Origin of the sequence: Nitrobacter sp., from assembly GCF_047149785.1 — a bacterium.
Taxonomy (GTDB): Bacteria; Pseudomonadota; Alphaproteobacteria; order Rhizobiales; family Xanthobacteraceae; genus Nitrobacter.
Map to the genome: position 1 here is coordinate 1871477 of NZ_BAAGBE010000001.1, position 19892 is coordinate 1891368.

Below are 19892 nucleotides of genomic sequence, written 5' to 3' on the forward strand. Positions count from 1 at the left end.
CCGGTTGCCGGGCCTGACCCGGCAATCCATCATCTCCGAAAAAGATGGATGCGCGGGCATGGCGAGCGGAAGCGACGCCGTTCTTCGAACGGCTATGCCCGCGCATGACGCGGAACTTCGAGTTGGTTCTGCGTATTCGAAACCCGCACTGAAAAACGGCGCCTCAAGACAGCGCCATCGTCTCCTTGACCTTGGCGACCAGGGCACTGAGCGCGAAGGGCTTCGCAAGAAAAGCGAACTGCTCGTTTTCCGGCAGGCTCTTGTCGAACGCTTCTTCAGCATAGCCCGAGACGAAGATGATCTTGAGATCGGGATTGCGCTTGCGCATCTCGCGCAATAGCGCGGGGCCGTCCATCTCCGGCATCACCACGTCCGAGACGACGAGATCGACGGCGCCGCTTTGCCCGTCGAATGCTTCCAGAGCCTCGATGCCGTTGGAGGCTTCGATCACGCTGTAACCGCGCGAGCGCAGACCGCGCGCGTTCAGCGAACGAAGGCCGTCTTCGTCCTCGACCAGCAGGATGGTGCCATGCCCCGTCAGGTCGCCCGACGCAGGCTTGGCTGCCGCGGACGAGTCCCTCGAAGATCCGCCGGTCGCGGCTTCGGGCCTGTCATCCGTCTCCGGGTGATATCGGGGCAGAAAGATGCGGAAGGCAGTCCCCTCCCCCGGTCTGGAATCGACGTAGATGAAGCCGCCGGTCTGCTTGACGATCCCGTACACCGTCGACAGCCCGAGCCCGGTGCCCTTGCCCACCTCCTTGGTGGAGAAGAACGGTTCGAAAATTTTATCGACGATGTCGGGCGGAATGCCAGTGCCGGTGTCGCTGACCTCGACCAGCACGTAGTCCGCGGCCGGTATCCCCTTGTAGCCGAACGTCGCGACCTCCGCCGCCGCGACGTTGGCGGTGCGGATCGCAAGCTTGCCGCCGTTCGGCATGGCGTCGCGCGCATTGACGACCAGATTGACGATCACCTGCTCGAACTGCGAGACGTCGGCCTTGACAGGCCACAGGTCGCGCCCGTGCACGACACCCGGGAACGTGACTTTCTCTCCGATCAAGCGCTTGAGCAGCATGCCGATGTCGCTCAGGGTGTCGCCGAGATCGAGTACCTTCGGCTGCAAGGTCTGCCGCCGCGAGAACGCCAGCAACTGCCGCACCAGCGCGGCGGCGCGGTTGGCGTTCTGCTTGATCTGCATGATGTCCTGGAACGACGGATCGGTGGGCTTGTGCGCGTTCAGCAGGAAGTCGTTGGCCATCATGATCGCGGACAGCACGTTGTTGAAATCGTGCGCGATGCCGCCGGCGAGCTGGCCGACCGATTCCATCTTCTGCGACTGATTGATCTGGTTTTCCAGCGTGCGACGCTCGGTCGTCTCCAGCATATAGACGATCGCGGCCTCGGTATCACGATCGTCGTCCTCCACCGCGGTGACGAAAAACTGGCCCCAGCGCTCGCGGGCGCCGACCAGCATCACCTCGACCGGCGGAATGTCTCCCTGCCCTTCCGCCGCGGCCTGGATGGCCGCGCTCAACTGGCCGCGATCGCGTTCGTTGACCGCGGCGAGAATCGATTTGGCCGCCGCGCCATCGGAGCTGAGAGTTTGCGCGAGTTTCGCGAACCGCGCGTTGGCGCGATGGACGACGCCGGACCTGTCGACGGTCGCGATCGCCATCGGCGTGTGATCGAAGAAGCGCATGAAGCGCACCTCGGCGGCGCGCTGCGGATCGACGCGCTCGTCGCGGGCGCGGCTGATCACCAGCGTCCGCGAGGGGCCGGGCACGCCGTCAGCGCCGAATGCCAGCTTGTGATAGAGGCGGGCCGGCATGGTCTTGCCGTTGCGCATCCGCAGGTCGATATCGAACACCTCGGTCCGGACCTCGCCCGGAGCGGCGGCGATCGAGGTCAGCAAAGCCGCACCGTCGCCGGAGACGATGTCGGTGAGCTTCAAGCCGCCCGAGCCGACCTCGGCGAGATCGTGATCCAGCCAGTTGGCGAGCGTCGCGTTGACATAGGCGAGATCGCCGGACCGGTCGACGGAGAAGAAGCCGCACGGCGCATGATCGAGATATTCGATCGCATGGCGCAATTCCTGGAATACGTCTTCCTGCCGTTCGCGGTCGCGGGTGATATCGGCGATCGACCACACGGCGTATCGGGAGTGCCGCTTCGCCTGGCCGAGCGGGCGAACCCGCAGCCGCAGCCAGCGGCCGTGCTCGCCGTCTGCGGCGGCAACGCGCACCTCTTCCTGCTGGCGCTTGCCTTCGCGCGCGGCCTTCAGCAGCCGGAACACCGCCTCGGAGACGTCGGGGTTGCCGATGAAGACGCGCTCCACCGGCCGCACATCCTGCATCGAGGTGGCGCCCGTCAGCGTGAGATAGGCGGAGTTGGCATAAACGATGTGCCCGCCGGAACCGGTAACGGCGATGCCGTCGAACGCATGATCGGCGATCGGGCGCATCAGCGGATCGTCGGCGGTGCGGTCGGCGAAGCGGACGATCCCGGCCGCGAACGCGAACAGCGTGAACAGGCCGACCATGGCCAGCAAGGCCAGCAGCGCCAGGATATAAGGCTGGGCATTGGCGCGCCCGAGCGTCATGAACGCCACCGCAGCCGCGACGATCGCGCCCGCGACCAGCAGCACCAGCAGGATGCTGCCGCTCCGCCGTCCCGGCTCCTGCGCGACCTGCGGCGAATCGATGTCGGGATCGGACGTCATGGAATCCGGCGGGCCTGTCGCAGCGGGCGCGGAATGCGCGTGCGCCGGGCCCTGAGTGCCTGAATCGGGCCCGGCAGCGCAAGCACCTCATGGGCTGATCCCGCCATTTTCCCACCCGGATACTCTTCCCGATACCGTCGGCCGGTCAGAGGCGGCGTCCCGAAAGACCGCGTTTCAGGCCCATGACGTAGCCGATGATTTCGGCGACCGCGTGATAGTGCTCGACGGGGATCTCGTCGTCGACATCGACGGTGGCATACAGCGCGCGGGCGAGCGGCACGTTTTCGACGATCGGAATGTCGTTTTCGCGGGCGATTTCCCTGATCTTGAGCGCGATGTTGTCCGCGCCCTTGGCCACGCAAACCGGCGCCGACATACCGCGCTCGTAGGACAAGGCGACCGAATAGTGCGTCGGATTGGTGATGATGACCGAAGCCTTGGGCACCGCCGCCATCATGCGCTTCTTCATGCGCGCGGCCCGCAACTGCCTGATCCGGGCCTTGATGTGCGGATCGCCTTCCGACTGCTTGAATTCTTCCTTCATCTCCCGCAGCGACATCTTCTGCCGTTCGAACCACTGCCGGTACTGAAACAGGTAGTCTGCGATCGCGACCACCGCGAGCATCGCGACCACCGCGCCGAGCAATTGCAGCGTCAGGGTTTTGGTGGTGGCGAGGATCGCGTTCGGATCGAGCTGGACCATCGCGTCGAGCCGCCAGCGTTCCGGCCAGAGCACCGCCGTCATGACCGCGCCGAGCGCCAGCACCTTGAAAAGTCCCTTGGCGAAGTTTGCGGCGGCCTGCTTGCCGAAAATCCGCTTGGCGCCGGACACCACCGAAATCTTGCTGAGCTTCGGCTTGAGCGTTTCCCCCGACCAGACGAACCGGTGCTGGACGACGTTTCCGGCAACGGCTGCCAGCATCAGCATCAGCAGCGGCAGGCCGAGCGCAGCGGCGACGACGTATTCGATCTGCCTGGCCAGCGCCAGCAAACCGGGACCGTCGGCTCGGATCTGCCAGGAATTGGCGATCAGATTGCGCAGCGGCATCTCGAATCCGCCGCCGACCGAACCTGCAAATGTCGCCAGCACCAGCGTCGCACCGGCGATCACGAACCAGGTGTTGACCTCCTGGCTCTTGGCGACATCGCCGCGCTCGAGCGCATCGTCGAGGCGTTTTTGCGTCGGGTCTTCTGTCTTCTCGGTATCGTCGCTCTCGTCGGCCATCGTCGCTATACCCTTAGTTCGACAACGTCAGATCGCGCATCACGCCGATAAAATAGTCCATGTAGGTTCCCATCATGGACACCAGCACGGCGGCGAGAATTATGAAGCCGATGAGGATCGAGAGCGGCACGCCGATGAAATAGACCTGCATCTGCGGCATCAGCCGCGCCAGCACGCCAAGCCCGATATTGAAGACCAGCCCGAATACCAGAAACGGCGCCGACAGTTGCAGGCCGATCTTGAAAGCGGCGGCGAAGGCGCGCGTCGCCAGCGCCGCCACGTCGCCGCTCGGCATCAGTTCGCCAGGCGAGAAAATCCTGTAGCTTTCGTTCAGCGCGGCGATGACCAGGTAGTGCGTGTCGGTCGCAAACAGCAGCGTAATTCCCAAAATAGTCAGGAAGTTGCCCATCAGCGCCGCCTGCTGGCCCTGTGTCGGATCGATCGATGTGACGAATCCAAGTCCGAGTTGCTGCGCGATGATCGAGCCTGCCACCTGCAAGGCCGCAAGAGTGACGCGCGCCGTGGCGCCCAGCACCACGCCGATGATGATCTCATGCACCATCAAGACCGCCAGCGGCGTGATCGACTGCATATCGACGTGATAGGCATCGCGATGCAGCGGCAGGATGATAAGCGTCAGAAGCAAGGCGATGGCGAGCTTGATCCTCACCGGGATGAAGGTCTCGCCGAACCCCGGCAGCAGCATCACCATCGCGCCGATGCGGGCGAATGCCAGCATGAAGGCGGCGCCAAGGGCGGGCAGAAGCGAGACATCGATGCGCATGCCTCGATACTGTGCATCAGCCGCCGATGATTCGCGACGAAATCCGCATCATTTCGCTGTGCAGCGCATCGGCCATGAACGGCAGCGCCAACACCAGCGTCACGAAGATCGCCAGAATCTTCGGCACGAAGACCAAGGTCTGCTCCTGGATCTGGGTCAACGCCTGCACCAGCGAAATCACGACGCCGACGATCAGGCCGACGCCGAGCAGCGGCCCGGAGACAAGAACGATGGTCCAGATCGCCTCGCGCGCGACGTCCAGTGTTTCAGCGCCGGTCATTGCAGTCTCCCATGTACTTTCCTCCGTCATTCCGGGACGCGCGTTCTTTACGCGCGGACCCGGAATCCATTCTCCCCGCCTGGCCATGGATTCCGGGTTCGCGCTGCGCGCGCCCCGGAATGACGACTTGAACCGAAGCCATACCCATACGATCAGATCGGCATCTTCATGATGTCCTCGTAGGACTGGATCACGCGGTCGCGCACCGACACCAGCGTCGACACCGCGACGTCGGTGTCAGCCACGGCCGTCACCACATCCATGACATTGGCCTTGCCCGACGCCATCGCCACGGTCTGCGCGTCGGACTTCCGCCCGGCTTCCATCACGCTGCCGAGCGCATCCTTGAGCACCGAACTGAACGAGGGGCCATCGCCGTCCGAGGTCTTGCCGGCGGCGGCGCCGGAATCCATCATCCTGGCAAGGCTCGCATAGGCGTTTGCCGCAACTGTGGGTGATGCCATGGTCAGATCTCCGATCAGGACTTGAGGATATCGAGCGTGCGCTGGAGCATCCGGCGCGTCGCGCTGATGATGTTGAGGTTCGCCTCGTAGGACCGCTGCGCGTCGCGCATGTCGGTCATTTCGACCAGCGAATTGACGTTGGGATATTTGACGTTGCCGTTGGCATCGGCGGCCGGATTGCTCGGCTCGTACTTGACGCGAAACGCCGACATGTCGGGCTTTACCCGACCGAGCGTCACCACTTTCGCATCGAGCGCGCGATCGAGAGCCGACGAAAAGGTCGGCACCTTGCGCCGGTAGGGATCGCCACCCGGCACTTGCGCGGTGGAGTCGGCATTGGCGATGTTTTCCGAGATCACCCGCATCCGCCCGGCCTGCGCGCGCAGACCGGATGTCGCGATGCTCATCGATCGCATGAAGTCGGCGCCATTATCTGCCATGATGTGGTCTCCTTCCGTTCAGCGTTGCGTCAGGCCTTGCCGACAGCCATTTTCAGCAGGTGCAGGCTTCGGCTGTAGAGCGAGGTTACGGCGGCATAGTCCATCTGGTTGGCCGATACCTTGAGCATCTGGTCCTCGAGGTTGACCGCGTTGCCTGCGGGACGGGTCTGAAAGCCGGCATGGCGATTCTGGTCGAAGTGCGAGGCCGGCCCCGAGCCCGCAATATCCTGCCCCGAGGTGGTGCGCATCATCACCAGCGTCGCGCCGCTCGAGGCATTGCCACCCTGTGCGTCGAACTTCGGTTCGACGAGATCGCGCGGCTTGAAGTTCGGCGTGTCGGAGTTGGCGATGTTTTCGGCAAGAACGCGCTGGCGCTCCTGATGCCACTGCATTCGGGTGCGCAGGGCCGCCAGCGCAGAAATATCGTTGATGGGCACAGCGAGCCTCCGCTCCGGCCTCGGGGCGACGCGCCACCGAGGTAGGCAGAATTTGCCGCCCTTATGGTTAACGGCCGGTTAAGAACGCGAGCGGGGATGATTCCCACCGGCCGCCCGCCAGATCCGGCACCGGACGCTCAGTCCCGGACGAGGCATTTGTCCGGATACTGCGTTAACCACCCTTGTTAACCGGAACCTTTGACGCTCAGAAGTTGTTTTGGTCTGGTCGATTCATAGGTTATTAAGGCTGTCGGCGGCTCTTTTGCCGAGGGGTAACAGATTGGGCCAAGGCTCGGTCGTCACGGGAGGGTGCCGACAGGCATTCGACGATCCGAGGCCGAGAAGGCGCTTTCTGTCAGGAACACAGCATGCAGATAGTCATGTTCGTCGTCGCGTTCATTGTGGTCCTGGCGCTGATCGCCGGGACCGCCTGGCTGGTGCGGCGATTCGGTGGAAACCGTCTCGGCCCCAATGGCAACCGCGGACGAATGCCCCGTCTGGCGGTAATCGACGCCGCCGCCATCGACGGACGCCGGCGGCTGGTCCTGGTTCGCCGCGACAATGTCGAGCACCTCTTGATGATCGGCGGACCGTCCGACATCGTCGTGGAGCCGAACATCGTCCGAGCCATGCCGGGACGCGATCAGGTGCCGCAACGTCCGTCACCGGGCAACGAGCCGTCCCTGCCGCGACTGCCGCCGCTGGCCGAAACCGGCTGGTCGGAGTCCGACGGGGCGCGTGATTCGCTCGATCATCCCGAACCTCAGATACAGGAACCGCAACGACCGCTCCGTCCTCCCTTCCCCGATGCCGCGCGCCGTCCGGCCGCCGCCGAGCGCCACAGCGATCCCCTGGCCGGGTTCACGCCCGAACCCATGAGCCGGACCGATATTCGCGGCGCCCGTCCGGCGCGAAACGAGCCCGCGATGCCGCCGCGGCCGCCCGCACGTCCGGCGGAAATTCCGCGTACGGCCGAGCGCCCGGCATCGCCGCCGCCCGCGCCAGCGCCGGCCGTGCAGCCGCCCTCCATCTCCAGTGCGGACCATAATCTCGCCGAAATGGCGCAACGGCTGGAGGCCGCACTTCGGCGTCCGACCGGCAACGGCAGGCCGGCAGCAGCCGCGCCGCCGGTCGCCCCCGAACCACCGCCCCGTCCGCGAAGCGGAGAAACGCCGGCCGCCCCCGCCCCGCGCGGCGAACCATCGGCGGCGCAGCCCGCTGCACCGTCGAGCCCGAAAACCGGCTTCGAGCACATTGAAGACGAGATGGCGTCCCTGCTCGGACGCCCGAAGTCGCCTTCGTGAAATCGGCGACCTATCCGCGTAGAGTTCTATTCCTTCTCGTCCTGATAGCCGCCGGATCGCTGGCAGATCCGGCGAGCGCGCAGGACATCAGCATCAACCTGGGCGGCGCCGGCAACGGCGGCGTAACCGAGCGCGCGATCCAGTTGATCGCGCTGCTTACGGTGCTGTCGATCGCACCGTCGATCCTGATCATGATGACGTCGTTCACGCGCATCGTGGTGGTGCTGTCGCTGCTGCGTACCGCGCTCGGCACCGCGACCGCGCCGCCCAATTCCGTCATCATCGCGCTCGCGATGTTCCTCACCGCCTTCGTGATGGGACCGACGCTGCAGAAATCCTACGACGACGGCATCAAGCCGCTGATCGCCAACCAGATCACCGTCGAGGAGGCGCTGCAGCGCGCGTCCGTTCCGCTGCGCGGCTTCATGCAGAAGAACGTGCGCGAGAAAGACCTCAAGCTGTTTATCGACCTGTCCGGCGAGCCTCCGCCGGCGACGCCCGCGGACCTGTCGCTACGCATCCTGATGCCGGCCTTCATGATCTCGGAACTGAAGCGCGCCTTCGAGATCGGATTCCTGCTGTTCCTGCCGTTCCTCATCATCGATCTCGTGGTGGCGTCGGTCCTGATGTCGATGGGCATGATGATGCTGCCGCCAGTCGTGGTGTCGCTGCCGTTCAAGCTGATCTTCTTCGTGCTGGTGGATGGCTGGTCGCTGGTGGCGGGCAGCCTGGTGCAGAGCTACGGGAGTTAGAGCATGATCCCGAAAAGTGGAAACCGGTTTTCGGAAAAGATCATGCTCAAACAAAAAGATGAGCGACGAGTCTGGTTCAACGCAGTTGAAACAGACTCTAGAGCATTTCCTATTTAGGTAGAAGCGTATCCTGCGTTGATGAAGTAGTTTTGGCATTCTGCTGGCTGGATGGCTTGGACGAGTTCGCCGAGGGTGCGGCAGACATTGTCGATGGTTCGCCTTTGCGCGATGCGCATCCAATGCTTGATCTTTGCGAAGGTCTGCTCGATTGGATTGAGATCGGGAGAATAAGGCGGCAGATACCAGAGCCTGGCTCCTGCGGCGTTGATCATGCGGCGCAGTTCTGCGGATTTGTGGCTGCCGAGATTGTCCATGATGACGATGTCGCCGGATTTGAGAACCGGCACGAGTTGCTGGGCGACATAGGCGCGGAAGCACTCGCCGTTGATTGGCCCGTCGAAGACGCAAGGGGCCGTGAGGCGATTCCAGCGCAGCGCGCCGAGGAAGGTCAGTGTGCGCCAGTGACCGTGCGGTGCGAAGGCCCGCAGGCGCTCGCCCTTTGGAGCCCATCCGCGCAGCGGCGCCATGTTGGTCTTGATCCAGGTCTCGTCGATGAAGACCAGCCGGCGAGGATCGAGGCCCGCTTGCCATGATCGCCAGCGTCGACGTCTGCGCAGGACGTCGGGCCGGCCCTGCTCAAGGGCGAACAGTGTTTTTTTTGAACCGTAATCCCTCGCGCCGCAGGAACAGCCAGATCGTATTATGCCCGACCTTGATGCCGCGCGCGGCCAATTCGTCCCTGAGCTGGTGCAGCGTCACATGAGGCGTCTGGCGGATCCGGGCCGCGATAAAGGCGCGATGCGCTTCCAGCACCGCCTTGCGATGGCCGCCCATCTGGCCCGGCGCAACGGACCCGGTCGCACGATAGCGTTGAGACCACTTCACGACCGAGGAAATCGCAACCCCGAACCGTGAGGCAACCGAGCGGCAGCTCTCACCTTTCGAGACCGCTGCCACAACCCGCCGTCGAAGATCGCCAGAAAGTGGTCGTCCCATCCTTGCTGGCCTCCAATCCAGCAAGAATCTTGAATCAGAAGACCCCTGATTTGAAAACCAAAATCCGATTCCGCCTAAACAGGAACCGGTCTAGAGTGATTCATCTTTAGAGGGAAACGCATCCCCGGACACAGCGGACTCGCCCTCTCCCATCCAGACTCGGGGTTGCCCGAGTTTGGGCCCTTGTGATTCTGAAGTACGTCTGAACCCATCAGAATCGGAAAGGCTCCAGACTGGCCGCCGCGTCCCGTCAGCGCGATGCCTCGACCTGCTTCAGCCCGACGATCCGCGGCAGCGTGCCCGTGGAGGAGGAATCCGCCTTCGCCGCACCAGCCGGCGATGGCGCTCTCGCCCTCATATCGGGAAAGCGCGACGTCATTTCGCGCAGGAAGCCGTCGAGCGTATCGACCTTCGCCGCCATCTTGGCGATCTGCTCGAACTCGGCGCTATTGCCGGGCGCAGGCTTGCTCGCGGTATCGAATGCGAGCTTGTCGGCGGCGCCGCTCATCAGCGGCGCGTATTTTTCGCGGAACCGTGCAAGCCCTAGCGCGTCCTCGGCGAGCGCGTAGCCGATCACGGCGCGGATGATGTCGCCCTTCTCATTCGAGGTGAGAGGCGTGAAATCGCGCCAGCGATCGCCGTAATAAAGCTCGATCTGTTCGGACGCTTCGCGCCAGCGCCTTGACGCCCAGTAGATATCCGACCGCAGGCGGATCGCCTCGCGCCCGGTGAGATTGGAGATGATGTCGAGAGCGAGATCGCGGCGGCCGATGTCGCTTTCGGCGCGCGCCTCGAGCAGCAACCGCTGTTGGCGCAATTCGCCGGCAAGGTCCGCGATCCGCGTGGTGCGAAGCGCGGCGATCGCACGGTCCGGCTTGCGGTTCATCAAATAGACCATCGCGAGCCGAGCGGCGACCTGCGCGCGCGCCGCACCTTCCAGCCGATGATCGACCTGATATTGCAGGAGATCGGCCGCCTGGTCGAGGAGGTCGACCGCGACAAGGCGGTCGGCGAGCCGGCGGATCATTTCGTCGCCGCGACGGCCGATCGGCGTCAGATCGCGATAGTCGTAGAACATCGCGAGTGCATCGACCGGCGGAAGATTGTCGCCCTTGGAGGTGAGGAAGAGCTGGGCGAACAGCGCCGAAGCGTCGTCCTGCATCTGGCGCGACACGGGGGAGTCCGGCTCCAGCTTGGTGGCGGTTCTTGCGACCGCCAGCGCTTCGGTGTAGCGGCCGGCGTCGGTGTAGAGCGCCATCAGCATCTTCAGCGTTTGCACTTCCAGCCCGTCGCCGCGCCACATCACCGAGAGCGTTTCGAGATCGCGCAGCGCCTCCTCCGGCTTGATCTCGTTGCGCTTCTGTCGCAACGCGATGTCGTGGATCTGCGCCTCGGTCGCGGCTTCGCGATCCGGCGAGGCCATCGCCTCCTCGTATTGGGCAAGCGCATCCTTGTCGCGCCCGAGCGCTTCCGACAACCTTCCGCGCATGACCGTGACCTCGGGCTTCATCTCGTCGGGAACGCCGAGGACCTCGAGATCGCTGCTGCGCGCTGCGACGCCGGAATAATCCCCGACCTCGAGCGAGGCCCGCATCGCATCGGCGACGATCAGGCGTTGCAAATCGATCGGCAATGCGGAGATGGCGAACTGAGCGTTCTTGAATTTTTCCCGCGCCTCCGCCCACTTGTGCTGCCGCGCGAGCGCAAGAGCCTTCCAAAGCTGGGAATCGTAATTGGCTCCGATCGCCGGATTGGCGAGATCCCGCATCGCCGCCGCCGTATAGTTGGTCAATGAACTCGCGACCGAGTGGACGATCAGCAGAACCGGATCTTCCTGTCCAGGATCCTGTTCGGACAGCGCGAGGTCGAGAACGGCCTTGGCTTCGTAATAGAAGCCGCGCGCCATGTAGAATCGCGCGAGATCGATCCTCGCCGCGGTCCGCGCCTCGTCGTTACCCGCCCTCGACGCCGCGTCGACCAGTTCATCGAGCCGCTGGAAGAAATTTGCCTCGCTGTCCTTCCGCCACTCTCCGACATCGAAGATCGGCCGCGCCGCGGTCGTTGCCCGCTCGGGACCGGCGTTGGCCGCGGACAAAGTGAGACCGCCGGGACGGGTCACCGTGACCTTGTCGGGCGCGATTCCGACGGCAAGATCGTCGGCCTTCGGCTCGATCACCACGCCATGGGTCGACTCGCGTAGCGAAAATTCCACAAATTCCTGATGCCTGACGAAACCTTGCGCCGGCGGAAGCGCGGTGACGACCAGGAGGGCGTCGCCCGAATCGGGATCGACGATCCGGTGCAGTCTGCCGGCGCCCGCGAGCGGCACGGTGACGCTCGCATGAAGGCGATCGACGACATTGCGCTGCAAGGTGAGCGCCCGTGACGGGGTCTGCACGGCGTCGGCGAGCGTCACCATCCAGCGCCGGCCCGGTGCGACGGGGGCAGAACCGGCGGGATCGCCGGCCGAGAGCGAGGCCAGTTGCGGACGTGACAGGCGGATGCGGATCGCCTGCCCGTTATCCACGGGGCGGCGGTCGATGTCGGTGATGAGCGACCCGCCCTCTTTGCGGATCGCGCCGACGTCGATCGGCTTTTCCGAGTCGAACACCAACCACACCGTATCGGCACGGCGAAACAACGCGGCCGGCGTCGGGGAGCCGAAATCAAACGTCACGCGCAGGCCGTCGCTTCGCCGGACCGCGTGAAGCGTGACGCCATCATTGGCGATGCCGGTCACCGATGAGGCCGGCGTGGCCGCCGGTGGTGCAACTTTTCCCGAGTCCTGTTTGGCGGAACTCTTCTCGATCTGCGCGGGCTTCGCCGGCATCGCCTCCGGAGCCGCAGCCTTCGAAGCGGCAGCCTTCGAAACAGCAGCCTTCGAAACAGCCGTCTCGGGCGTCGGCGCGGGCGGCGTTTCGACGACGGCCGGCTTTTCGGACGCGGGCTTTTCGGGGGCACGCTGATCGGACGCGACGGGCGCGGTAATGGCTGGCGGAGGTTCAGGCGTTTTCGCAACCGGCGCCGATTTGCCGTCAGGCAATTTGACGTCGGATGCCGCGGGCTTGACCGTCAGTCCGGCCTGCTCGGCAATCGTCTCCGAGGTCGGCCGTGGAATCCCGGCAGCCTTTCCAGGCGCGGCAGCGGCCGGCTTCCCCGCTCCAGCCGGCAGCGCATCGGACAATGCGAGCGGCACCGGCAGAGTCGGTTTGCCGGCCTGGTGAAAACCGATATCGACGATGTAATTCTTCTCCTCGCGAAACGAATGCACGTCGACATCGCCGATCAGTTTCATGTCGATGCGCGAGCCGTCGCCCTCGACCTTCTGCGCGATCGAGGCGACGTCGGCGGGCGCAACCAGTTTCGCATCCGCCAGATCGAAAGTCAGCGCCGGCTTGAACAGCAGGACGAGCTTCTGATCGTTGAGGGAGGAAGACACGCCAGCGCCATCCGGCAGCTCGAAAACGTAGCGCACGAAGGTCGGCTGCACCGAGACGCGCACGCGAACCGGCGGACGCTTCTTCGCCGCTTCCAGCGTGCGCTGCTCGCGCAAGGCACGCTCGGCGGCGCGCGCGCGTTCCGCCAGTTCGCGAACCACCTCCTGCGGCAGACCCGGCGGCGGCCCCTTCCAGCTATCGGGCATCAGATCGATGAACACGCGCTCGCCCGCCATCATCGTATTGACGGTTACCTTGCGCGCCAGCGCCAGACGAATGGCCGAGCCGTCGGGGTCGCTGCGCGCCGATCCGACATAGTCCGGCGCCGCGTCTGACAGCTTGTCGACGGGAATATCGACCGGCCGCTTGAAACGGATCACCAGGATGGTGCCCGCCATCGTCACTTCGGAATCGACGTCGTCGTCGAGCTTGAGCACGAGACGGGCAAAACCGTTCGCCGCCACAAGGCTCGCCTCGCCCCGGACGGCCTGCGCGCGGCTTGCATCGGGAAAAACGATGACGATCAGCAAAAAAAACGTTGCAAACGCCGGAACGCGGATGCGCCAAAGCCGACGCGCGCAAGCACGTGCCGGAGCATGATCCCGAAAAGTGGAAAACCGATTTTCGGATAAGGTCATGCTCAATCAAAAGGATAAGGCTGGAGTCTGGTTCAACGTCGTTGAAACAGACTCTAGCGACCAACATCCAACGGCAGTCGTCCGCGCCATTCCAGACCGTCTCTCGACCCAAAGCTCGTAACCGGCGACTGAACGCCGATCAGACCGGACTCTAGAATTGTGGAATTAAGGACTTGTTAAACAAGCGAAATGGATAACGGCCTGATGAGATCGGAGAGCTGGTTTTCCTCACCGCAGGATCATGCGGGTCCAAATTCGGGTAAACCCAAATTTGGACGTAGAGGGAGTTCACTGCGCTCGATAATACGTTTCCACCAAAAACGTGAACCACTCTAATTGTGGTTCTGAGGCGTCGGCCTGCCCTCGATCTTCGGAAGATCGGCGGCCGCGGTGGTGGCGTTGCCGCTGGCCTGACGCGCCAGTTCGACTGTCAACCGTTCGGCCGCCTCGGGCGACATCTGGCCGAGAATGTCCGACATCTTGCGCGGCGCGATCTTCGAGGCGATCTCGAACAGCACCGGCATTTCCAGCCGGTCGAACACCTTGGCCGCGTCCTTCGGCTTCATGTTCTCGTACATCGTCACGAGACCCTTGAAGCGGGCCGCTTCAGCCTCGTTCTTCTGCTCTGTCGCGGTTGCGATCCGCGACTCGATGCCCTTCATCTCCTCGACGCGGCCCTCGATGCGCTTTTCGGCGGACTTCAAGAGACTCTCGCGAATGTCGATTTCCCGAGCGCGTGCGTCGAGTTCCTGGCGCCGGCTCTGAAGCCGCTCGAGGATCGCTCGTTCGGAAGGCGACACCGTTTGCCCGGGTTCGGGAATGGTGACAGCGTCCGCTTTCGCCAATTCGGGCGCTCCGAGCGCCGGCTTGGAGTCCTCTTTCTTCGGCTCATCCTTTCCGGCAGCACCGTCCTCGCCAGCGTCGTCCTTCTTCTTCGCATCGACCGATCCGGTGACGTCGCCGGCATAGGGCGTTGCGCCCGGAAAGTTCAGGTTGTCCTGTGCCCATGACCGCCGGGTCGAATTCGGCTGATCATCGAAAACGTAGCCGCCGTCGATCACAAGCCCCGCGACCTTAAGCACCGCGAGGCCGAACACCGCGACCACAACGACGGGAATGACCCGGATGTCCCTGAAAGCGTTCATGCCGCGAGGCCGCTGGCCCTTCTGCGTTCGGAAAATGCCCGCGCCGCAGCCGCGATCGAGCGGGCATCAGGTGTTGCGGCCTCCGGTTCCGGGGGCGTCGCCGGACGCGCCGCCTGAGCGATCCTGGACAGCCGCCGCATAAGCGCGTCGCCCTCCATCAGTTGTTTCGAAAGCTGCCGCGACAATTCGGTCGCGGAGACGATCTGGTTGCCGAGATTTTCGTTGACGTCGCGCACCGTGTGCTTGAGCCCGCCGATGGCGCGCTCGGCGATTTCCGTCGCCGTGATCAATTCCGCGATAGTCGCCTTCAGCGACTGCTCGTCCGCCCTCAGCCGCTTCAGCCGCTTGTTCAGCAGCATGCAGTAACCGATTGTCAGGATGAGGAGAACCGCGACAAGGCTCTCGATCGCTAGTCCGAAAGAGTGGTTCATTGGGCCTCCATCATCTTGGTCTGTTCGTCCGCTCTCTCGAACATGGCGAAGGTCGTGTTCGGTTTGCGCAAATGTCTCGATACGCGAATGGCGACGCGGTCGCCGACGCGTCCCATGCGGCCTTCGGTCAGCGTGACGCTGCCGCACCGCACCGCCACCGACGCATCGGGACGCAGGTCCAGCGGCAGCGTGTCGCCGACCTTCAGCGTCATGAGCTGCTTGAGCGGGATTTCGGCCTCGTACAGCACCGCGTCCACCGCGACCTGCGCCTGCGCGATCTCGGTGGCGAAATGGCTTTCCCAGATCGGATCACGGCCGAACTTTTCGCCCATGAACATCTGCAACAGCACGTTGCGGATCGGTTCGATGGTGGCGTAGGGAAGCAGCAGTTCGATGTAGCCGCCGCGATCTTCCATATCGATGCGCAGGCGGACCAGGATCGCGGCGTTGGCCGGACGGGTGATCGCCGCGAAACGCGGATTGGTTTCGAGCCGGTCGATCGTGAATGACACCGGCGACAGCGGCCGGAACGCCTGTTCGGCGTCGGCCAGAACGACCTCGACCAGCCGCTTCACCAGATTGGTTTCGATCGTCGTATAGGGCCGGCCTTCGATCCGCAGCGAAGTCTGGCCGCGACGGCCGCCGAGCAGCACGTCGATCATGGAGTAGATCAGGCTGGAATCGACCATCGCCAGCCCGAAGTTCTCCCACTCCTCGGCCTTGAACACGCTGAGCACCGCCGGCAAGGGAATCGAGTTCATGTAGTCGCCGAAGCGGACCGAGGTGATACGGTCGAGCGAGACCTCGACATTGTCGGAGGTGAAATTGCGCAAGGACGTCGTCATCAGCCGCACCAGGCGGTCGAACACGATCTCCAGCATCGGCAGGCGCTCATATGAGACCATCGCCGAGTCGATGATCGCCCGGATGCCGGAACTGTCGTCGACGTTGACCTCGCCGACGCTGAAGCCGAGCAGACTGTCGATTTCCTCCTGCGAAAGAACCCGTTCGCCGCCGTTCTTGCCGTTGCCGAAATTGCGGCCTCCATCCTCGACCATGGCGGCCCACTGTTCCGCCATCGCTTCCGTGAGTTCATTGGCGGCAGCGGCCTTCTCGGCCTCCTCAGGATCCTCCGAACCGAGCGAGGCTTCCCACTGGGCTGCGATTGCATCCTGGTCCAACTGATCGTTATCGCCCGCCATGACCCCGGCCCCGTCCTCTCATCACTGGATGACGACTTCCTTGAACAGCACCGCATTGACATGACCGGGCGAGATTGCCGTGTTGACCCGCTTGGTCAGTTCTTCCTTCAAGCGAAACAGTCCGGCTGAACCGTTGAGATCGCTCGGACGCAGCTCCCTCATATACGTCTGAAAGAGATCCGTGACCCGCGGCAGCGCGGGCTTGATCTTCTCGACCTGCGACTCGTCCTTGACCTCGAGAACGACCTTTACCTTGAGATATTGCACGCGCTCGCCCGGCGCCCCGACCAGGTTGACGAGCATATCGGGGACGTCGACGAAGGCCGGCGGCTTCGGCGGCGGCGCTTCCGCGTGCTGTTCGTCGCCATGACCGTGAAAGAGGAAGAACCAGGCGCCGGCGCCGCCGGCCAGGCAGAGCACCGCGACCGCCGCGACGATCAGAATCAATTTCTTCTTCCCGGAAGCGGGTGGTGGCGTATCGCCTTCGGCGGCCGCTTTCTCGGCCTGATCTTTCTCTGCCATCGTCAGTTCGCCCGTGAGAGGAAGTTAGTCCGATGCCGCCGGGCAGGCTAACGACGCGAAGCAGATGCCCCGGCGCATGGCAGGCCCCACAGGCGTTAACACTAGGTTCGCAATGGTTAATGGATTCTTTCTTTTAACCATGCGGTAGGAAGATTTTGCCGAGCCGTTATGGTCAACAAGATCTTATTGCCGCCCTGCCCGCGCTCGCTCTTTTCCATAACGAATTGAAAAAATAGAATTTTCAGACCTGGCACGGCTTTCGCTAGATCCTTGTCGAACCGCAGGCTTGGGAGAGCTGTGAGGTTCGAAACGATCCGTCGGCGGCCTGGGAGGGCCTGACGCGGGTCCTTCAAGGGGAGAACCACCGATGGAGAATACGCTCCTCATCGGACTGTCGCGGCAAATGATGCTCGAACGGCAGATGGATGTCATTGCGAACAACGTCGCGAACGTCAACACCAACGGGTTCAAGGCCGACCGTTCGCTGTTCGAGGAATACCTGATGCCGGTCGCGCACGAGGACAACTTCGTCGGCGGCGACCGCCGCCTGAGCTTCGTGCAGGATCGCGCCACCTTTCACGACTTCTCCGGCGGCGCGACCGAGCAGACCAAGAACCCGCTCGATGTCGCCATCGACGGCAAGGCGTTCCTGGTGGTGAAGACACCGGCAGGCGAACGCTATACCCGCGACGGCGGGCTGCAGATCAACGCGCAGGGCCAATTGGTCACGGCATCGGGCGATCCGGTGCTCGGCTCCAACGGGCCGATCACGTTCCAGCAGACCGACCACGACATCGCGATCTCCGACGACGGCACCGTGACCGTGATCGAGGGCACCAACAACGCCGCCGACTCGATCCGCGGCAAGCTGCGGCTGGTCTCCTTCGCGCAGGCGCAGAAACTGCTCAAGGAGGGCTCCAACCTCTACGCCGCGGGCGAGGGCAACTTCGCCCAGCCGGACACCACGGCGCGGGTCCGCCAGGGATTCATCGAGCGCTCCAACGTCAATGCGGTGACCGAGATGAGCCGCATGGTCGAGGTGTCCCGCGCCTACACGCAGATGGCCACGCTGCTGCAACAGCAAAGCGACCTGCAGAAATCGGCCATCGAAAAACTCGCCGACGTTCCGGCATAAGGAGATAGATCATGCGCGCTCTTTATACCGCGGCGACCGGAATGGCGGCTCAGGAGCTGAACGTCCAGGTCATCTCCAACAACATCGCGAACCTTCGCACCACCGGCTACAAAAAACAGCGGGCCGCGTTTCAGGACCTGATCTACGACCACGTCCGCCGCGTCGGCGCGCAGGCTTCGGATCAGGGAACGATCCTGCCCGTGGGCATCGATCTCGGCGGCGGCGTCAAGACCGTCGGCACGCCGCGGCTGATGAGCCAGGGCACGCTGTCGCAGACCGGCAACGATCTCGACATCGCCATCCGCGGCGAAGGCTTCTTCAAGATCCAGATGCCGGACGGCACCTATCAGTACACCCGCGACGGTACGTTCCAGATGGACAACCAGGGGCGCATCGTCAACGCGCAGGGAAATCCCGTACAGCCGACAATCACGATCCCGCAGAACTCGTCGGGCATTACCATCAACGCGCAGGGCCAGGTGTCGGTCACGCTGCCGGGATCGACCACGCCGACGGTGCTCGGCCAGATCGGCCTGACCCGCTTCATCAACAAGGCCGGGCTGCAGCCGGTCGGCGATAACAACTTCACCGAAACGCCCGCCTCCGGGCCGCCGCAGGACGGCATCGCCAACATCGACGGCTACGGCGACATGCAGCAGAGCAACCTCGAACAAGCCAACGTCGAGGTGGTCTCCGAAATCTCCGATCTGATCGCCGCGCAGCGCGCCTACGAGATGAACGCCAAGGTCATCAGCGCCGCCGACCAGATGCTGCAATCCGCGGCCGCGCTATTCCGCTAGGGAGGCTGACCATGGCGATCCGTTCCCTCCTCGTCGCCGTCGCGCTGCTGGCAACGTCCGTTCCGGCGCTGGCCGCGAACGACGCGGCTCCGCCGCGCGTCGCATTGGCGAGTGCGATCCAGACCGCAGCCGGCACTTCGGTTCCTTCGCTGCGCGCCAACGTCAAGGTCGCAGGCGATGTGGTGCGCATCGGCGACGTCATTGACAACCCCGGCGACGCCGCGCAAATCGCGATCTATCGCGCGCCCGACCCGGGCACCACCGGCACCCTGTCGGCAACGCAGGTGCTCGACGTTCTCCGAGCGCATCAGGTGATCGGCGTCGATACTCACGGCATCCGCAACGTCTCGGTGACGCGGCTTGCGCGCACCCTCGATGCCGACGACATCGAACTGCAGGTCGCCGTCGCGCTCGAGCACCGCCACGGGCTCGGCGACGCCAAGAACCTGTCGCTGACCTTCGATAAAGAGCTTCGTGCAATCCATCTCGATGCCGCGAACAACGGCGACATCAACCCGGTCGAGGCCTGGTTCGACCCGCGCAACGGACGCTTCGACGTCACGCTCGAAGTGGGCAACGACTCCGGCGCCGCACCGGCCCGACTGCGCTTCACCGGCACTGCCGTCGAGACCGTCGAGGCCCCCGTGCTGGTCCGTGACGTCGACCGCAACACGCTGCTGAAATTCTCCGACGTGGTGATGGAGCGCCGTCCCAAAGCCGAGGTCGGCAACGACGCCGCGGATCGCGACCACGTCATCGGAATGCAGATACGGCGGCAGATGCACGCCGGCCAGGCTCTACGCAACTCGGACCTGACCAAGCCGGACCTGGTGCAACGCGACCAGGCCGTGACCCTGATCTACAAGGCGGCGGGAATCTGCCTCACCGTGCGCGGCAAGGCGACCGAGGCCGGAACCGAAGGCGACGTCGTCAGCGTGCTTAACCTGCAATCGAAACGCACCGTATCCGGCGTGGTGGTCGGGCGCGGCCAGGTGTCGGTTTCGCCGGCCGCTCCGGTCATCCCGCGCAGGCTGGCGAGCGCCGCGCAAGTCGCCGACGCCGCATCCACCCCGACCTCCGTCAGCGACAGCGTGCCTGCATCTCCAAAATCCGAGTGACGT

At 63.9% G+C, this 19892-nt stretch carries 18 protein-coding genes; 5 read left to right on the plus strand and 13 right to left on the minus strand.

What is annotated here, in order from left to right; translation table 11 throughout:
• Positions 1–163: 163 nt before the first annotated feature.
• The 7 genes from cckA to flgB all read right to left on the minus strand — a co-directional run bounded on the left by cckA (position 164) and on the right by flgB (position 6349).
• Positions 164–2719 (minus strand): cell cycle histidine kinase CckA, encoded by a 2556-nt coding sequence (cckA, locus tag ACMDCM_RS08645; protein WP_412773181.1) that lies wholly within the window; start codon positions 2717–2719, stop codon positions 164–166.
• A gap of 145 nt (positions 2720–2864) precedes the next feature.
• On the minus strand, positions 2865–3944 hold the full coding sequence (flhB, locus tag ACMDCM_RS08650; protein WP_412773182.1) for a flagellar biosynthesis protein FlhB: 1080 nt from the start codon (positions 3942–3944) through the stop codon (positions 2865–2867).
• A gap of 13 nt (positions 3945–3957) precedes the next feature.
• Positions 3958–4728 carry a flagellar biosynthetic protein FliR gene (gene fliR, locus ACMDCM_RS08655; RefSeq protein ID WP_412773183.1) on the minus strand — a complete coding sequence of 257 codons (771 nt, stop codon included), beginning with the start codon at positions 4726–4728 and terminating at the stop codon, positions 3958–3960.
• A 16-nt stretch (positions 4729–4744) separates the two neighbouring features.
• Complete coding sequence (gene fliQ, locus ACMDCM_RS08660) at positions 4745–5008, minus strand: flagellar biosynthesis protein FliQ (RefSeq protein WP_412773185.1); 264 nt, start codon at positions 5006–5008, stop codon at positions 4745–4747.
• Positions 5009–5160: 152 nt separating this feature from the next.
• Complete coding sequence (fliE, locus tag ACMDCM_RS08665) at positions 5161–5472, minus strand: flagellar hook-basal body complex protein FliE (protein ID WP_412773186.1); 312 nt, start codon at positions 5470–5472, stop codon at positions 5161–5163.
• A 14-nt stretch (positions 5473–5486) separates the two neighbouring features.
• Positions 5487–5912: a flagellar basal body rod protein FlgC gene (gene flgC, locus ACMDCM_RS08670; protein ID WP_412773187.1), complete on the minus strand. Its 426-nt coding sequence runs from the start codon at positions 5910–5912 to the stop codon at positions 5487–5489.
• A 29-nt stretch (positions 5913–5941) separates the two neighbouring features.
• On the minus strand, positions 5942–6349 hold the full coding sequence (gene flgB / locus ACMDCM_RS08675; RefSeq protein WP_412773188.1) for a flagellar basal body rod protein FlgB: 408 nt from the start codon (positions 6347–6349) through the stop codon (positions 5942–5944).
• A gap of 368 nt (positions 6350–6717) precedes the next feature.
• Between flgB and ACMDCM_RS08680 the strand changes: the two genes are divergently transcribed.
• Positions 6718–7653 (plus strand): flagellar biosynthetic protein FliO, encoded by a 936-nt coding sequence (locus ACMDCM_RS08680; RefSeq protein ID WP_412773189.1) that lies wholly within the window; start codon positions 6718–6720, stop codon positions 7651–7653.
• On the plus strand, positions 7650–8405 hold the full coding sequence (fliP, locus tag ACMDCM_RS08685; protein ID WP_412773190.1) for a flagellar type III secretion system pore protein FliP: 756 nt from the start codon (positions 7650–7652) through the stop codon (positions 8403–8405). Before ACMDCM_RS08680 ends, fliP begins: the two co-directional genes overlap by 4 nt.
• A 113-nt stretch (positions 8406–8518) precedes the next feature.
• Here fliP and ACMDCM_RS08690 read toward each other — a convergent pair.
• The 6 genes from ACMDCM_RS08690 to fliL form a co-directional block, all read right to left on the minus strand.
• Positions 8519–9461 (minus strand): IS630 family transposase gene (locus tag ACMDCM_RS08690; RefSeq protein WP_412772097.1). Its coding sequence is split into 2 segments (ribosomal slippage): positions 8519–9124 and positions 9126–9461, totalling 942 coding nucleotides; the frame shifts between segments, so codons are not numbered across the junction.
• 250 nt (positions 9462–9711) lie between these two features.
• A complete protein-coding gene (locus tag ACMDCM_RS08695) occupies positions 9712–13536 on the minus strand; it encodes a tetratricopeptide repeat protein (protein WP_412773191.1) in 3825 nt (1274 codons plus the stop codon).
• Positions 13537–13868: 332 nt separating this feature from the next.
• On the minus strand, positions 13869–14681 hold the full coding sequence (locus ACMDCM_RS08700; RefSeq protein WP_412773192.1) for a MotE family protein: 813 nt from the start codon (positions 14679–14681) through the stop codon (positions 13869–13871).
• Entirely contained in the window at positions 14678–15112 is a 435-nt protein-coding gene (locus ACMDCM_RS08705; RefSeq protein ID WP_412773193.1) for a DUF6468 domain-containing protein, read from the minus strand. Before ACMDCM_RS08705 ends, ACMDCM_RS08700 begins: the two co-directional genes overlap by 4 nt.
• A complete protein-coding gene (gene fliM / locus ACMDCM_RS08710; protein ID WP_412773194.1) occupies positions 15109–16314 on the minus strand; it encodes a flagellar motor switch protein FliM in 1206 nt (401 codons plus the stop codon). Before fliM ends, ACMDCM_RS08705 begins: the two co-directional genes overlap by 4 nt.
• 21 nt (positions 16315–16335) lie before the next feature.
• Positions 16336–16836: a flagellar basal body-associated protein FliL gene (fliL, locus tag ACMDCM_RS08715; RefSeq protein WP_412773195.1), complete on the minus strand. Its 501-nt coding sequence runs from the start codon at positions 16834–16836 to the stop codon at positions 16336–16338.
• Between the two features lie 367 nt (positions 16837–17203).
• Between fliL and flgF the strand changes: the two genes are divergently transcribed.
• The 3 genes from flgF to flgA are packed head-to-tail and all read left to right on the plus strand — an operon-like array spanning position 17204 to position 19889.
• Positions 17204–17971, plus strand: a complete 768-nt coding sequence (gene flgF, locus ACMDCM_RS08720; protein WP_412773196.1) for a flagellar basal-body rod protein FlgF — start codon at positions 17204–17206, stop codon at positions 17969–17971.
• An 11-nt stretch (positions 17972–17982) separates the two neighbouring features.
• Entirely contained in the window at positions 17983–18771 is a 789-nt protein-coding gene (flgG, locus tag ACMDCM_RS08725) for a flagellar basal-body rod protein FlgG (RefSeq protein WP_412773197.1), read from the plus strand.
• 11 nt (positions 18772–18782) lie between these two features.
• The gene (gene flgA, locus ACMDCM_RS08730) at positions 18783–19889 is read left to right on the plus strand and encodes a flagellar basal body P-ring formation chaperone FlgA (protein WP_412773198.1); all 1107 of its coding nucleotides are present in this window, start codon (positions 18783–18785) and stop codon (positions 19887–19889) included.
• The last annotated feature ends 3 nt before the right edge of the window (positions 19890–19892 follow it).

Excerpts from the sequence above, each read along its gene's own strand:
- ACMDCM_RS08705 (WP_412773193.1), bottom strand. The coding sequence starts at position 15,112 with ATGAACCACTCTTTCGGACTAGCGATCGAGAGCCTTGTCGCGGTTCTC.
- ACMDCM_RS08700 (WP_412773192.1), bottom strand. The coding sequence starts at position 14,681 with ATGAACGCTTTCAGGGACATCCGGGTCATTCCCGTCGTTGTGGTCGCG.
- cckA (WP_412773181.1), bottom strand. The coding sequence starts at position 2,719 with ATGACGTCCGATCCCGACATCGATTCGCCGCAGGTCGCGCAGGAGCCG.
- flgG (WP_412773197.1), top strand. The coding sequence starts at position 17,983 with ATGCGCGCTCTTTATACCGCGGCGACCGGAATGGCGGCTCAGGAGCTG.
- fliL (WP_412773195.1), bottom strand. The coding sequence starts at position 16,836 with ATGGCAGAGAAAGATCAGGCCGAGAAAGCGGCCGCCGAAGGCGATACG.
- flgA (WP_412773198.1), top strand. The coding sequence starts at position 18,783 with ATGGCGATCCGTTCCCTCCTCGTCGCCGTCGCGCTGCTGGCAACGTCC.
- fliE (WP_412773186.1), bottom strand. The coding sequence starts at position 5,472 with ATGGCATCACCCACAGTTGCGGCAAACGCCTATGCGAGCCTTGCCAGG.
- flgF (WP_412773196.1), top strand. The coding sequence starts at position 17,204 with ATGGAGAATACGCTCCTCATCGGACTGTCGCGGCAAATGATGCTCGAA.
- flgC (WP_412773187.1), bottom strand. The coding sequence starts at position 5,912 with ATGGCAGATAATGGCGCCGACTTCATGCGATCGATGAGCATCGCGACA.
- fliM (WP_412773194.1), bottom strand. The coding sequence starts at position 16,314 with ATGGCGGGCGATAACGATCAGTTGGACCAGGATGCAATCGCAGCCCAG.
- ACMDCM_RS08680 (WP_412773189.1), top strand. The coding sequence starts at position 6,718 with ATGCAGATAGTCATGTTCGTCGTCGCGTTCATTGTGGTCCTGGCGCTG.
- ACMDCM_RS08695 (WP_412773191.1), bottom strand. The coding sequence starts at position 13,536 with ATGACCTTATCCGAAAATCGGTTTTCCACTTTTCGGGATCATGCTCCG.
- flhB (WP_412773182.1), bottom strand. The coding sequence starts at position 3,944 with ATGGCCGACGAGAGCGACGATACCGAGAAGACAGAAGACCCGACGCAA.
- fliQ (WP_412773185.1), bottom strand. The coding sequence starts at position 5,008 with ATGACCGGCGCTGAAACACTGGACGTCGCGCGCGAGGCGATCTGGACC.
- fliR (WP_412773183.1), bottom strand. The coding sequence starts at position 4,728 with ATGCGCATCGATGTCTCGCTTCTGCCCGCCCTTGGCGCCGCCTTCATG.